Origin of the sequence: Budvicia aquatica DSM 5075 = ATCC 35567, from assembly GCF_000427805.1 — a bacterium.
GTDB lineage: Bacteria > Pseudomonadota > Gammaproteobacteria > Enterobacterales > Enterobacteriaceae > Budvicia > Budvicia aquatica.
Map to the genome: position 1 here is coordinate 7,882 of NZ_KE386586.1, position 14,560 is coordinate 22,441.

Consider the following 14,560-nt stretch of genomic DNA (forward strand, 5'->3'; position numbering starts at 1 on the left):
TATCTTGATGGTCAGTTACAGACAATGTGGTTTGACAGTGGCCTGAGCTCTGACACGCTGGGTCAGAGTTTGGTGTCGGATAATCACGGTCGGGGATATGCCTCGTCAATAGAGACGGGTAAGCGTTATGCGTTAGGNGCGGGGCTGTCATTGACACCGCAGACNCAGCTTACCTATTCGCGGGTAGACTTCGATGATTTCCGTGACCCTTTTGGTAGTGAAGTCTCCCTGCAAGAGGGCGATAGCCTACGAGGCCGGTTGGGCGTGTCATTGGATAAGGACATTGTCTGGCGAGCTGAAGATGGCACNACNCGCCGGTCACATGTTTACGGTAATGTCGATGTGTACAACGAGTTTATGAACGGGACTAAAACTCACGTTTCCGGTGTGGATTTTAGTAGCCGAGATAAACGCCAGTCGGTCGGCGTGGGCGTTGGTGGGACCCATGAATGGCAGAACGGGCGCTATGCGGTATACGGCAATGTTAACTTAATCAGTGCAACCCATAACGTCAGCGATAACTATTCGATTGGCGGCACGGTGAGGGTGCGTGTCGGTTGGTAATCATGATGAAAATAGCGACAATATCACAGCACGGGCATTAGACACAAAACCGCTCAAAACAGCGGTATTCAGAAGATAGCCTCACCATCATGCAGTGGATGGAATAGGGGGCAACAGACCTGTTACTGATGGACATAAGGTTGCTTACCTCTCCGCTGTTGGGTCATTTGGAAAAATTCCGCCTGATCCCTGATTGGGGTTAAACGATTACTCAGGAATATTCGTGAATTTTACATTATAATAACATCTCTGAATCTATTCCGATTTTTTGAGGGATTAACATCATGACTCAGGATGAATTTAATGTGATGAAAACAAAGTTAAGCCAGTTTTCCTTGCGTACGGTAGCGATAGCGGAAGCCGTACTGGTGGAGGGACTGACGCAATCAGAAGCGGCAATAAAGTATCAAGCGTCAAAACAGAGCGTGTGCGGGATAATGAAACGGGTAGCCTCAGCGATAGAGGATGTCCCGAATGACTGGAAAAAAGTGGAAGTCTGGTTGCCCGCAGCACTTGCGGTACATGTACTGGCTCTGGCTGACGAGGCTAAGCGATTACATTTAGAGATAAAGACCGATACGATGTCCCTAATCAGCCATTGTGGGTCTGACATTACGTAGCGGCAGTTTATTACCCTTATTTTGGAGAAGTTCCCTATGAACAAGCAGGATTGGCTGATGTGTTTACGCCGTTGTACATCAATTGAAACCCTCGAACGTATTATCGATAAGAATAGATACTCACTGAATGAGCACAACATGGAAAGTTTTAATTCGGCCGCCGACCACCGATTGGCTGAGTTAATTATGGGAAAACTGTATGATAAAGTGCCTGCTTCAGTTTGGCAGTATGTGAAATAAAGCGATTATTGTTAAGGTAGTAAGTACTATTAATCAAAGATAGGGTTCAGTATTCAGTGTCACGTTAAAAAATCATTACAACGTTATCATTACGACCTTCAAAATGAATTGCTAACTGGGACAATGTCAAATTCTAACTTTAAACTGGCATCGCGCATTTTTCTTGAACATTGATTAATCCCAAACAGAGCAGCTTCAATAAGCTGTTTTCATTAGTAAGCGGCTCGTGTGAACTGTATTGACTATTTTACTGGGAGTTTGAGATTCCAGTGCAGCCGTTACCGCAGTAAAGGTCCAGCGCCGACCAGTGATTCACTAAGTAGCCGAACGCCTTTGCTGTATCTGACTAACGTGACAGCGTCTGAAGTTTCTTCTGCATCCACGACCATAACGCATCCATCAGCGGCACTGAGCGCTCCTGCCGTTCGGTGCGCTGCTGGACTGTGGAGAATTTCCGATTCGATGTCATACAGCTCGCCGATGAGCTCCAACGCACCTTGTGTTGTGAGTGAAGGGGAGCGAACGATGCACATCGTAGATTTTACGCCGTGCATGTGCCATACAGGCTGCCTCTTCGATTACACCATTTTCGTTTAAAATATTGAACCCGGCATTGCGGCCATCACGCACATAGACTCACAACCGCGCTGTGCGGGTTACCGCTCCCTGGAGGGAGTGTCATCAGAATGAAGTTTACCTGGCATCACCACATAACGGTTTATTTCATCGTACAACGGACGTACCCGATTGCTCACTGCACCAACCCAACGACCAACGTCGCCCGGCTAAACTCTACGCCCTGACGTGCATAGATTTCAGACTGACGATACAATGGCGAGTGCTCACCGTACTTCGCCATTACGACACGTGCCAGCAACCCGGCTCCGGCATAACTGCATTCGATGGGTTTAGAGGGAATCTGCGGCTGAACAATTCCGGTCACAGCGGCAGCAGGCTTTTTTCTAGCGTTTAGTTTGGATGACTTTGAACGCAGTATTAATAAGTTCCAGTTGCTCGAAGATATCTTCGTCTAGGTGTTTCAGTCCACCACCACATTCAGGGCAGACGCTTTTTGCGGGTTCGAGAGTATGAACTTCACGGGGCAGTGACGCCGGTAAGGGTTTTCGGGCACACGACTGGCGTAACGCTGGAGGCACATACGGATCAGTCACTGCCGCAGCCTGCACAGTGGCCTCTGACTGTAACTCCTGGAGACGTTTTTCCACTTTCTGGATTTTGCGATTGACCTTTTCAGTGCTTTGGCCGAACGTCAGCCGTTTGAGCTTATCCAACAGCGCAGTCAGGCGGGCGATTTCAGTGGTATAGTCAGCATTCAGTACGGCGAGTTGTTTATTCTGGATTTCTAACTGTGCGAGAGTCTTGTTCTGCTCGAACAATAATGCCTTAAGTTGGTTAATATCATTGGGGAGAGTATCCATTTCATTGATAATAAAATGGATTTAATTTAGTTACAATACGGTTGTTGCTCTATTTATTCGTTTTGGATGACGCCAATCTATTCCCTCAAGCAGCATAGATAACTGCGCATGGCTTAAGTGAACACGCCCGTCCCAGGCAACTGGCCAGATAAATGCCCCGGTTCTAAGCGCTTTGATAACAGACACAAGCCGTCACCAGTGGACCAGAGTACCTTGAGCATATTGCCGCGCTTACCCCGAAATACGAAGATGTGGCCAGAATAAGGGGCATCTTTGATGCGTTGATTCTATTTTGGCTCCCAGTCCCTGGAATCCATTACGCATGTCCGTATGTCCAGCAACCAACCAGACTCGGGTACCGGCGGGAAGTCCGATCATCCTCGGCCTCCCTTCATTTTCTGAAGTAGAACGCGTAAAAGCGTGGGTGAAAGTTTACCGGCTAACCGTAATGTTGCACCTGATAAAGTAAGTTCGCAGCATATCCCATCATTTACAACTGCAGCGATACTGGTCTTATTGTGTAGTCAAAATCAAATATGTAACCACGCGATTAATGCGATGTCTGTGAGGAAAACATCCGGACAAATTCACAATATGCGCACCCACGTTAGAATACGTCTTTGAAACCCTAGGGCCATGGTATTAAAGATAATTTGAGTAAACCACAATACACGGCTACTCTGATTAATATTCAGATGGAGTTATTATCAATGGCATCTAAATCTATTGTCGTGTGGATAACTATAGCCTTTCAACTGTTATTGCCGTTGACGCTATCCTTTTACCCCGCAATAGCCAAAATGGTCTCTCCTATTCCGCAGACTATTTCGGGCACGTTGTATGAAACTGTACCGTACACATTAGCACCGAGTGAAACAGTTTATGTGATTGCTAAAAAACATCATATTACGTTAGGTGAACTGGAAAAATTAAACCAGTTTCGCCTATTTTCAAAACCCTTCACTCAACTTGGCGTTGGTGATGAGATTGATATTCCACGCGCCGTACCACAACCTTTTAAAAGTGACAATAATGTGACACCCCAAACAACACAGCCTTCTCAATATAAAGAAAGGCTGGCTCATAGTTTGATAAAGGGAGGCACCGTACTGTCTAGCGATGATACATCGCTCTCTGCCGCTAATATGGCGCGATCTGCCGTGGTGGGCGAAGTTAACGATTCAGTGCAGCATTGGTTGAGTCAGTTCGGTACGGCGCGCTTTAAATTAGGGGTTAATAACGATCTTGGTCTGGATGGGAGCTCAGCCGACCTATTGCTGCCACTCTACGACGATCAAGGATCCCTGCTATTTAGTCAGTTAGGTATACGTAATAAAGACGGCCGCAATACTGTCAACATTGGTGCGGGTGTGCGTATGCTGCAGGATAACTGGATGTACGGCGCCAATACTTTTTTTGATCACGATATGACCGGTAAGAACAACCGTATGGGTTTGGGTGTTGAAGCTTGGTCAGATTACCTGAAGTTATCAGCTAACAGCTATTTGGGTATCACCGACTGGCATCAGTCACGTGATTTTCCTGATTACAATGAGCGCCCAGCCAACGGTTATGACCTTCGTGTCGAAGCCTATTTACCCGCTTATCCCCAGTTGGGCGGTAAGTTGATGTATGAACACTATCAGGGTGATGAAGTGGCGTTATTTGGTAAAGATAATAGGCAGAAGGATCCCTACTCCGTGACAGCCGGGATAAACTATACACCCATGCCATTGATAACTATTGCAGCAGACCAACGCTCTGGTAAAGGTGGTAATAATGAAACCACGCTGAGTATGCAACTGAATTATCGACTGGGGGCCTCATGGCAATCTCATATTGATCCATCGGCTGTGGCAGCAAGCCGGACACTGGCAGGTAGCCGCTATGATCTAGTTGAGCGTAACAACAATATTATATTAGATTACCAAAAGAAGGAGTTGATTCAACTGTCATTGCCAGAGCAAGTGACGGGAAGCGCGTTTGAAATCATCAAAGTGGACGCACAGGTAAAGGCTAAGTACGGGCTTAGACGAATAGACTGGGACACAACATCACTCGTTGCTGCAGGAGGAGAGGTAATACAGGTCTCCTCACAAACCCTCTCGATAAAACTGCCACCTTATAAGGTCAACGGTAATGTTTATATGTTAGGTGCCGTGGCGTTCGATAATCAGGAAAATGCTTCAAAGCGAAGCACGACCCAAGTCATCGTTACACCGCAGGAAGTTAACACGATTAATTCTACAATACAGGCCTTACCCGCTGAAATACCAGCAAATGGTGTTGCTACCAGCCTTATTACTCTTCATCTAAAAGATAATAACAACTTACCTATCCCTGGCATGGGGGAGCAACTGACCTTGAATTTACATTTTACGCCAGCCGAAACGGCTGTTCTGTCTTCGATCAATCCGCAGTTGAGTCCCGTCACTGAGACAGCTCCGGGTGTTTATAGCTATCAGGTGACGGCGGGTTTTACTCAAGGTGACGTTATTATTGTTCCAGAGATTAATGATCTATTTCTAGGATCAGCTAAAGTTATATTAACGCAGAGCAGCGATGTACTGAGTCCAGAGCAATCTCTTTTCAACGTAGTCCCTGCAATGATTATTGCTGATGGAATAGAGACCAGTACGCTTAGTTTTACCGCCTTGGATATCAACGGCCAACCCATCCATGAATTAACGGTGGGATTTGAAGTTACCGGTGTATCCGGTGTTACCGTGAGTGCGGTAACGCAAGAGAATGGTATTTACCGTGCAAAGCTGAGTGGGATATCGGCAGGAACCGCGACGGTAATACCCACGGTGAATGGCTCTGCCGTAGAGGGGAAATCAGACGACATTATACTCACCGCAGATAGCAGCACGGCGGCTATTGAAATGACGGTGATGACTGACGATTCATTTGCCAATGGTGTTGACCACAATGAAGTACAGGTTAAGGTGACTGACAAAAACGGTAATCCCATTGTCGATATTTTGGTGGAGTTCGAAGCGAATAATGACGCGGCCATTATTCCCTCCGCCATTACAGACGAAAATGGTGAGGTGACGGCGACATTGGCCAATATTAATGCGGGTATCACAACAGTGACGGCCAGTATCAATGGGGCTAATCAAAGTATCGAGACCTCCTTTATAGCGGAAGGACCTGTTAAATTGATGATATACCGCAACGGAGTTGAATTAACTGAACATCCCGTCGTTGACGACACCCTTGTGGCGGTTGCTATGTGTTCAATTGCGTTGTGTAACGGCGTTCCAGTGAATTATCAGTGGGAAATTGAGTCTTTTGTGGGGTCAGGCGTGTTTATGGCTATACCTGGCGCAACGTCAGAGTCATTGACAGTCACGGCGGACTTACAGAAACGAGCTATTCGAGTGGTTTCTCATTGAAAATAGGCATATATCATTATTACGAGCGGCAATCACATGTGACGAAGGCATTAGTTTTTAGTACACAAGAGGAAAGAAAATAATGAAAAACAATATGGGCTTACGAAAAGGGCTAGGGTCTCTGGTTGCGGGGCTAATGTTGAGCTTGCTCGTAGCAGGGTCCGCGTGGGCGATTGTCACATCCAGCCCGACAACCACCGTAAAAGGGCGTGCTCCTGTCGTCACTCAAAGTACTATTGTCTCAGATAATGCCAACGGTAATGGTCTGATCGATGCCGGAGATACGTTAAGTATCAGTACGTCTGGAACTTTCAGCGATGCGGATGGTGATACGGCAATACCCGAAACGTATCAATGGCGGGCAGATGGTGCCGATATCCTGGGAGCAACCAGCAGCACCTACATGATTACTGCCAGTGATTTAGGAAAACTCATTACCGTGCAGGTTACGCCGCACACCGACCCCGATATTACCGATCCTGCGGTGGGTCTGGATGTAGCCTCTAATGCCTTGACTGTTATTGCGGGTGGCACGGTCACTAGCGTGACGGTGTCCGGTGAAGTTGGCGGCTATCCACAGGTTGATTCTGCCCTGACGGCGACAGCGACGTGTGCTGGCGGTGCATGTACTACAGTCACTTACCAATGGCAGATTGAAACGGGACAAGGAACAAATACATTCACCGACATTAGCGGAGCAACGGGTAATACCTATACACCGGTTCGTACAGACCAGAAATTGAGGATTCAGGTTGTTGTTAGTAACTAACTGAATAAGCAATAAAAGAATAAACCCAGGCATGTTTGGAATACTAAGCGTGCTTGGGGTAATTAACGCTATCTCAACATGATGGAAACACTGGATGCTGCACCACAATTTTATCTTCAATGATTTTTTATTCAGGATATTACTGGCTTTGGTGATCATCATGAGCCCGGTGGTGCAGAGTGCCCAACAATCCACAACCCCAGTTCACGGGCGAGCACCGACTTCAGTTCTCTCAGTCAACAACATAAAGCCACGTGTTGGGGATGTTATTGCAGTGACATCCGTCTTTAATGATGCAGATGGTGACACTGAGTTTGGAACAACCTATCAGTGGATGTTGAACGGTACTGAGATTAGTGGTGCGACGAGTCCAAGTTATACGCTGAATATCAATGAGATTATCACAGGTAGTGAGCTAAACGTAGTCGTAACACCGCAGACTGATCCGAGCATTACGGAACCCAGTATAGGGTTGCCAGTTCAGCTACCCAGTCCGATCAATATTAAGTGGCAGCGAGTTATCTCCAGTCTGGTATGGAACGAATCGCCGTTGGGTGTTGTTGCCAATGGGCAGGCGGTGAATACCGTACGTGCAACCGTTGAATATCTGGATGGGACTCCAGCGGTGAATGCAATCGTAAATTTTACGGCTGACAATATGGGTGTGATTGCAACAAGTGAGACGAGCGGAGCAGAGGGCATAGCAACCGCTTACGTGACGAATTTTATCACCGGACCCACTCAGGTAATCGCCAGTATTGATGACGATCGCCAAGCTATCAATACGCTTTTCATTGCAGGGCCGGCTGACGTTGTCAATGCGGAAGTGACTCAAAACAACGCTGAGGCTAATGGTTTGGACGATAACAGGGTGTTGGTCAGAGTGATGGACAGTCATGGCAATGATGTTTCGGGTGAAATCGTCAATTTCACTGCAACAAACGCTGTCAACCTGCTTAATGTCAGCGGTGAAACTGACAGCAATGGCGAAGTGGAAATATCCCTGACCAGTAACTCGGCTGTCAGTAGTGAGGTAACAGCAACGACGACCAACGGCGTTTCAGCGACAGTCACTGTCGAGTTTTTTAATGAAACACAGATGACGCATATTTTAGTCAACGGCGCCTCTTTTTCTGTTAGTGATGGGTTCCCCAAAACAGGATTTACTGGGGCAGTATTCCAGTTAATCGTAGGAGAAGATGCTTCTGAGAATGCAGAGTTTAACTGGCAGGCCGATCAGGGCTGGGTCAGTGTGGATGGGGGCGGCAATGTAAGATTCAGTCAGGAACCCGCTTCTGGCAATAATACAGTGACTATCACGGCTGAACATAAAACCAAGGGTTCATCATTAACTTACCGCTTTACCGTAGGTCATTGGTTTAGAAATAACAGCTTCAACATTATGGGATACAGTGATGCTCAAGCGTGGTGCGATTCCCAAGGGGGCTACGCCATACCAAGTTATAGCCAGTTGACTGACAGAACGCCGACTATGCAGACGGGTTCCAACCGGGATGCGAACGGTAGATTGTGGAATGAATGGGGCAGTATGGGCAGTTACACTAACGGTTGGTTCTCGGGTAACTATTGGGTGAGGGAACTCACCAGCACAGGAAATGAGCAGCATTATGTCTATTTGGGGAATGGTAATTTATTCAGTTTCCCTCTAGATGGCAAAACCTATGTGACTTGTTCTGTGTCGCTTTAAGGGAACTGAATGATGGTCAGGGTCGTATGGGGTGACCATGGGAAACATTGAGCCTAAGTGACGCGCTGAGTTAGCCGGTTGTCGATAGAAATGGCAATTCATAGCCAGCAGGAGGAGTAGGGGGGGAAATTGTAGTTGTGATTGTGCACTATTTATAATCTTTATCTCATAGCTGCTTTTAACTTCAAGTCTATGTTGAGGTTTAGAAATTTCTGGTCAAGAGTCATTTTTGTACTATCGTTAATTAAGGTAGATCAAAGTCAAACACGTTTACTTTATCTGTACCGAAGGCCTGCTCAACAACAGTTATTGGTTGTCTGGAACGATGCGGGATGAGACATCACGCTTATTGAGCATAATGCTTTGTTAATTATTCCCATGGAGCACAGTAATGGATAGTCGTGAAATACTGTTGGCTCGCTTTTCGCACCTCTATGCTTCGCTAGACGAATCAAGCCTTACCTTGCTCCCAGAGGTATACCATCGAGAGATCCATTTTATCGATCCGGTTGGCGAACATCGTGGGCTTAGTGCGCTGGATACCTATTTCCGTAAACTACTTGGTAATCTGAACTCATGCTGTTTCATCTTAACCGAAGTTCAACATACTACTCACCAAGAGGCATCAATATGTTGGTAGATGAACTATTCTCATCCGCGCCTTCACCGTGGACGTGTACTTAATATCCAGGGTATCAGCCAGTTGCGCTTTGCCGAACAGCGGATCATTTATCAACGCGACTATCATGATCTGGGTGCCATGCTTTATGAGCACTTGCCGCTGCTTGGCAATGTGATCCTCAGGATTAAACGGAGACTACAATCATGATGAAACGGGTGCTAATCACCGGAGCCAGTTCCGGGATAGGTAAACAATTGGCGCTCGATTATTTTGCTGAGGGCTGGCAAGTGATCGCCTGTGGGCGTGATGAAACTCGCCTAGTACAGCTCAGCACGCAATGCCCGTCAATTGAAATACGTCGTTTCGATATGACCGATCTGGCTGCTACGCGTGAGGCGTTAGCACAATGTCAGGCTGATCTGGTGATCCTGTGTGCCGGAACGTGTGAATACTTAGATAACGGCGTGGTTGATGCAGAACGCGTTGCACGTGTACTGAATACCAATCTGCTGGGGCCGGTCAACTGCCTTGACGCGATATTTAACAGTCATGGGCATCAAACAGTCTAGACAATGGCTGTTAATGTTACCTAAGCAAGGTCACCGTGACAACGTTAATTGCCAGCCTTAATGCGGGTTGACCTATTGGCTGCTCTTCATCAGCGGCCAGATATTTAGCCGTTATCACTTATCGGTCAGCCGATAACTATTGCTGTGATGCATGACCTCTTGGGGAACAGTGCCAGCGGTACTTAGCCCGGCGGTTATCAATCGCCGAGTCATGGACGAGTGGACTATTTTTTGATTAATCCTCTTTTATTGTCATCTTTCTCCCTTTATTTCCCTGCTAATACAGTCTTCTCCAGTGATAACACGAGATTGATCTGCGCGGACGATCGGTTTGTGAGAATTCATAGTGACAAACGATCAATGACTTATCCGGTATCCGGTAACATTCTCCTATTCGGAATGTATGGATAATTATCACCTACAGCTTGCGTGATAATTATTGTTATTTATTTTTTATAGAGTTACATGGAGTTGTTCATGAGAAAAAATTTGGTTACGTTATGTTTTTCTATTTTATTTTTGTTTGGATGTGGACAGAATGCAGAGACATCACCAATAAAAGTTGAACTATTTGAAACACCTAATCCCTATTGGTCTGGGAGTACAATCTCCAAAGTTAGAGTTACGGCTATATCAGAAACTGCAGATGTCTCAATTAATAGCGTTACTGTGAATAAAGGTAACTGCGTTCGTCCGCATAATAACCCTTTTGTTTCTAAAACACTTGGGTACGGTCAATCTATGGAAGGAATGTATTTCGCTAACAAAAAGGAAGGGGGGGATTGTAAGGTACTCCTCGTTGAGGTGGATACTAGCAAAGGGATCTGGTCATTTAACTTTTAAAATTTTGTCATAGTGACATCGGTAAATGTTATCGTGAATTTTAGAAAGAATAAATTAACCGTTACTTTGAAGAGATTAATGCCAATTTTCAGAATTATTGTCGTTCGCGAGTTCAGATAATTCCGGCTGGCTGTTGGCTTCTCGTGGGTGAATGAAGACCAGAGCGTTCCTCGGTGTTTTTTAAACAGTGCCCCAGCGCCGTGTTGACTACCTTTACCCGTCATACTTCAAGCTGCCTCTTTGTTGGCTTCGCTCGCTCACCCGAATCAGTTACCTGAGTAAGCTCATTGGGGCTTGCTCCCTTGCTTTCGCAATGCAACTCGAATTATTTTGGGTATTTATCTAGCAATAGTGGAATGTCGATTGCCAAATGGCGCGCAAAGCGCGCCTGTTTTTGGGCTGTAGCCAGCCAACGAATTAAAAACAGATGTTCTGCGATTGGCGATGTCACTATGCCATCCTGAGCAAAGGCATGTAATGCCATCAGCGTCAAAACGTCTTTCCAACGGAGTAGAGCATCACCCAACACAGGCATCTAGCGAACTAGGCCGACCACAGCAACAATAAAGTCGGTGATGGTTATAGCACCGTTGAGTTTAAATATACGTTCTAATCATGATTGAATAAAAGGCCAGTAATAGATTATTACTGGCCTCAGACTGATGATGAACCCCATGTTTTTATGTGGGGTTCGTTCTTTCTAGCGACCGAAGGTCGCGATCGCGATATTTTTTTGCCTACATTCATTTTGTCTGTGTAGAGCCCTTGATAGCTTCATTATCAGCTGTAGCCTAATCCAGTACTGCTTATAAAGCCAAAAAAGCGCCACCATCAGCGCTATCTTCTTCATATTCTGCGCTGCAGCCGCCAGAAGACACTGCATCTGCACTTTCATTAGTCCACGGAATCGAGCATAACGGTGACCATGATGTTGTTTTGCATCCGCGAAGCTGCGTTCTACTGTTTCCTTGCGCCGTTCATATATCTTTTTGCCCCATTTGGTTAGCCGTAACTCATTCGCCGTTTCCTTCGACTCTTCCCACACATGTCGGGTGATGGTTTTTTGAGCTTTTCTATTTTGGGTGCATGAACTTNATGATTTCCGTGACCCTTTTGGTAGTGAAGTCTCCCTGCAAGAGGGCGATAGCCTACGAGGCCGGTTGGGCGTGTCATTGGATAAGGACATTGTCTGGCGAGCTGAAGATGGCACTACACGCCGGTCACATGTTTACGGTAATGTCGATGTGTACAACGAGTTTATGAACGGGACTAAAACTCACGTTTCCGGTGTGGATTTTAGTAGCCGAGATAAACGCCAGTCGGTCGGCGTGGGCGTTGGTGGGACCCATGAATGGCAGAACGGGCGCTATGCGGTGTACGGTAATGTTAACTTAATCAGTGCAACCCATAACGTCAGCGATAACTATTCGATTGGCGGCACGGTGGGGGTGCGTGTCGGTTGGTAAACATGATGAAAATAGCGGCAATATCACAGCACGGACATTAGACGGAAACCGCTCAAAACAGCGGTATTCAGAAGATAGCCTCACCATCAGGCAGTGGATGGAGTGCTTATGACTTTGGGTACTGATTGATACAAGGATACTCACCTTTCCCCAATCGGATCATGTGGAAAAACTCTGCCTGATTGGGATGAACGTTCACAATGGAGCATGCCTGAGTAGCCATAGCTGAGCCCCTACTTTTGTGTGGGGGATTACCCTCTGAACCAGTGGTCGGCACTGAGGTACTACACAGAAGATGGCTGGGTGGAAGCGGATAACAACATCGCCGAGAATGCGTTTGGATGGGGCAGCTTAGGTCGCAAAAACTTCTTGTTCTTCGGTTCCGATTATGGAGGTGAACGCGGTGCATTGCTTTATGGGTTGATTGACACATGTCGACTGGCCAGTAAACCGAGTGAGAGAATTCAAACCGTGGCGAGTAAACCTACCAACAAAATAGTTTACCCGACCATTGTCAATACGGTCTTCGCTGTGCGCTTACTGATGAACTGACTCAATGGCATTTGTTGTGTAAGTAATTTTACATATCACCTCAGGATACCTGAAGTATCCTGAAAGATTTGTCTACTTTTTTGTCAATACCAATTGAATTCTGAGGCTTACGCAACTTGGTGGAGTTGATCATGCAAGATGACTCATCACTCGCCGTCTCAACAGCTCTAACCCAGCACGAACATACATCTAGCGTTTCAACATCTTGAGGCGGTTTACATGCCCCTCAACAACTCCGTTACTGCACCTGTTACAGATAGCTGCAACTATTGTGTTGGCTCCCATTCCTGGCAGTAACTTGCTGAAGAACAACTAGTCCGCTTTAGTTTACATTGATTAATCACGGGTTTAATAATGTTTCATTTTTAGTTTTCAACATCACGTAGAAGTTGAGAGCCAGCAACTGTCCCATGCATGCTGAATTGGGCAGGGCGCTCCATTTGACCTATTCCTGATGCTGTACTCACCAATGAATTTATGTCAACAGATGCAATATGTTATATGGCAATACCACGCTCGCGTGTTTACCTATTCATCTTGATATAAAACAACATTGTTCCTCCCCTGAGATTTTGCTGTATAGAGCGCCTTGTCGGCATACTGTAATACTGTATTTATACTCTTATCTCCAGATGGATTATATTTTGCCACGCCGCCAGATAGGGTCAGTTTGATAGGTCGACTGTCTGTTGAATAAAATGTATTGCCTTCAATCATTATCCTGATTTGGTCTAAGACTTCTTTCGATTTATTAAGATTGTCATTATACAAAATGACTAAAAATTCCTCACCGCCGTAGCGGCCTGCAAAGTCATTACTTCGGATGTTTCCTTTGATAATTTTGGCGATATTAGACAGGACGATATCCCCAGACGGGTGCCCGTAGGTATCATTGACCTTTTTAAAAAAATCGACATCAAGAAAAGCAATACAACAATGCGTCTTGGATATTTCTATCAACTTGAGATTGATATCAATCCCTCTTTTATTAATGAACTGAGTTAATGCATCGGTTTCTGATTGGTGTTGCAATAAATTCACTCTACCCGATAGAGAGAAAAGAAAATTAAATGTAACATGCAAAAAAAAGAGACTAAGAAAACTTAACGTCATCCTTGTTGTCAATTCAGTCGGTGTGACTTTTAATAAGATGACGTTATAGTTAACATAGAGATTAATGAGTTGTGCCATCAGCATCGCTATTATCAAATACGAGAACCTTATTTGTCTGAAAAAGGATAAAACAATCATTATCGTAAAGAAAATGAATGAAAAAACACTGAAGGATAATGAATGACCAACGGTTAATAAAATCGCTGTCAGACAACCCAAAATAAGCGCTCTTTTACCAAAGACGAAATAAGAGACAATAATCGGACTGACAATAATGCCATAGAGTCGTGTAGATTGTTCTCCGTCAAAATTGACCAGATAACCCACCAGTACGCCCGCGATTATCCCCATGGCAATAGTGGATTTTTGGAGATCGAGTTTACCGGATATAAAGTAGATATAGGGAATGGACAGAAAGGTATAAATCACACAGCTGGCTTCAATAGAACTTTCAATCAATATATAAATTAAGTGACTATCCATGAGGATTATCTTAAGTTAGTGTTCATGTTTCTGTATAACAATTATATGTTATTTTTTCAACTGTTATGGGATTATGGCGAGTAAGCTCGGTCAATGAGGTGCAGCGGCAGGCGCCAGCGTATTTTCTGAGTGGGGACTTGAGTATCGGTCTACGTGAGCTATTGGTGCGTC

At 45.5% G+C, this 14,560-nt stretch carries 14 protein-coding genes and 6 pseudogenes; 11 read left to right on the plus strand and 9 right to left on the minus strand.

Annotated features, from left to right (window positions below):
- The 3 genes from YWE_RS0123420 to hha all read left to right on the plus strand — a co-directional run.
- Window positions 1–564, plus strand: a 564-nt coding sequence (locus YWE_RS0123420) for an autotransporter outer membrane beta-barrel domain-containing protein (protein ID WP_029096635.1), incomplete at its 5' end; no start/stop codon positions are given.
- A 284-nt stretch (window positions 565–848) separates the two neighbouring features.
- Window positions 849–1,184, plus strand: a complete 336-nt coding sequence (locus YWE_RS28520) for a TrfB-related DNA-binding protein (RefSeq protein WP_051323543.1) — start codon at window positions 849–851, stop codon at window positions 1,182–1,184.
- A 36-nt stretch (window positions 1,185–1,220) separates the two neighbouring features.
- A complete protein-coding gene (gene hha / locus YWE_RS0123430) occupies window positions 1,221–1,424 on the plus strand; it encodes a hemolysin expression modulator Hha (RefSeq protein WP_029096125.1) in 204 nt (67 codons plus the stop codon).
- A gap of 64 nt (window positions 1,425–1,488) precedes the next feature.
- Here the strand turns inward: hha and YWE_RS31780 are convergent.
- The 6 genes and pseudogenes from YWE_RS31780 to tnpB all read right to left on the minus strand — a co-directional run.
- Window positions 1,489–1,638 (minus strand): annotated as a pseudogene (locus YWE_RS31780) (IS256 family transposase); the annotation flags it as partial.
- A 64-nt stretch (window positions 1,639–1,702) separates the two neighbouring features.
- Window positions 1,703–1,957 (minus strand): hypothetical protein, encoded by a 255-nt coding sequence (locus YWE_RS30825; protein WP_029096636.1) that lies wholly within the window; start codon window positions 1,955–1,957, stop codon window positions 1,703–1,705.
- The gene (locus YWE_RS32190) at window positions 1,890–2,054 is read right to left on the minus strand and encodes an IS66 family transposase (RefSeq protein WP_368658445.1); all 165 of its coding nucleotides are present in this window, start codon (window positions 2,052–2,054) and stop codon (window positions 1,890–1,892) included. The genes YWE_RS30825 and YWE_RS32190 overlap by 68 nt, the downstream gene beginning before the upstream one ends.
- Window positions 2,055–2,175: 121 nt before the next feature.
- Window positions 2,176–2,367: an IS66 family transposase gene (locus YWE_RS30835; protein ID WP_099044159.1), complete on the minus strand. Its 192-nt coding sequence runs from the start codon at window positions 2,365–2,367 to the stop codon at window positions 2,176–2,178.
- A gap of 19 nt (window positions 2,368–2,386) precedes the next feature.
- Window positions 2,387–2,863, minus strand: a complete 477-nt coding sequence (locus YWE_RS30840; RefSeq protein WP_099044160.1) for an IS66 family transposase — start codon at window positions 2,861–2,863, stop codon at window positions 2,387–2,389.
- Between the two features lie 30 nt (window positions 2,864–2,893).
- Window positions 2,894–3,241 (minus strand): annotated as a pseudogene (gene tnpB / locus YWE_RS29965) (IS66 family insertion sequence element accessory protein TnpB).
- Window positions 3,242–3,573: 332 nt separating this feature from the next.
- On the opposite strand from tnpB, the gene YWE_RS28530 reads away from it, so the two are divergent.
- The 6 genes and pseudogenes from YWE_RS28530 (at window position 3,574) to YWE_RS0123470 (ending at window position 10,775) form a co-directional block, all read left to right on the plus strand.
- The gene (locus tag YWE_RS28530; protein ID WP_227659938.1) at window positions 3,574–6,264 is read left to right on the plus strand and encodes a ZirU family protein; all 2,691 of its coding nucleotides are present in this window, start codon (window positions 3,574–3,576) and stop codon (window positions 6,262–6,264) included.
- Window positions 6,265–6,346: 82 nt separating this feature from the next.
- Window positions 6,347–7,033 (plus strand): ZirU family protein, encoded by a 687-nt coding sequence (locus YWE_RS0123450; protein ID WP_029096637.1) that lies wholly within the window; start codon window positions 6,347–6,349, stop codon window positions 7,031–7,033.
- Between the two features lie 94 nt (window positions 7,034–7,127).
- A complete protein-coding gene (locus YWE_RS0123455; RefSeq protein ID WP_029096638.1) occupies window positions 7,128–8,741 on the plus strand; it encodes an Ig-like domain-containing protein in 1,614 nt (537 codons plus the stop codon).
- Between the two features lie 391 nt (window positions 8,742–9,132).
- On the plus strand, window positions 9,133–9,381 hold the full coding sequence (locus tag YWE_RS31600; protein WP_227659939.1) for a nuclear transport factor 2 family protein: 249 nt from the start codon (window positions 9,133–9,135) through the stop codon (window positions 9,379–9,381).
- A 188-nt stretch (window positions 9,382–9,569) separates the two neighbouring features.
- A pseudogene (locus YWE_RS28540) lies at window positions 9,570–9,902 on the plus strand (SDR family NAD(P)-dependent oxidoreductase); the annotation flags it as partial.
- A 507-nt stretch (window positions 9,903–10,409) separates the two neighbouring features.
- The gene (locus tag YWE_RS0123470; protein WP_029096639.1) at window positions 10,410–10,775 is read left to right on the plus strand and encodes a hypothetical protein; all 366 of its coding nucleotides are present in this window, start codon (window positions 10,410–10,412) and stop codon (window positions 10,773–10,775) included.
- A gap of 325 nt (window positions 10,776–11,100) precedes the next feature.
- Here YWE_RS0123470 and YWE_RS30845 read toward each other — a convergent pair whose 3' ends face one another.
- Window positions 11,101–11,310 carry a DUF2913 family protein gene (locus YWE_RS30845; RefSeq protein ID WP_029096641.1) on the minus strand — a complete coding sequence of 70 codons (210 nt, stop codon included), beginning with the start codon at window positions 11,308–11,310 and terminating at the stop codon, window positions 11,101–11,103.
- 165 nt (window positions 11,311–11,475) lie between these two features.
- Window positions 11,476–11,868: pseudogene (locus YWE_RS0123485) on the minus strand (transposase); the annotation flags it as partial.
- A gap of 7 nt (window positions 11,869–11,875) precedes the next feature.
- On the opposite strand from YWE_RS0123485, the pseudogene YWE_RS0123490 reads away from it, so the two are divergent.
- A pseudogene (locus tag YWE_RS0123490) lies at window positions 11,876–12,241 on the plus strand (autotransporter outer membrane beta-barrel domain-containing protein); the annotation flags it as partial.
- A gap of 252 nt (window positions 12,242–12,493) precedes the next feature.
- Window positions 12,494–12,740, plus strand: a pseudogene (locus YWE_RS28545) (IS66 family transposase); the annotation flags it as partial.
- Between the two features lie 581 nt (window positions 12,741–13,321).
- Here YWE_RS28545 and YWE_RS29285 read toward each other — a convergent pair.
- Window positions 13,322–14,389 (minus strand): GGDEF domain-containing protein, encoded by a 1,068-nt coding sequence (locus YWE_RS29285; RefSeq protein ID WP_051323544.1) that lies wholly within the window; start codon window positions 14,387–14,389, stop codon window positions 13,322–13,324.
- Window positions 14,390–14,560: the final 171 nt, after the last annotated feature.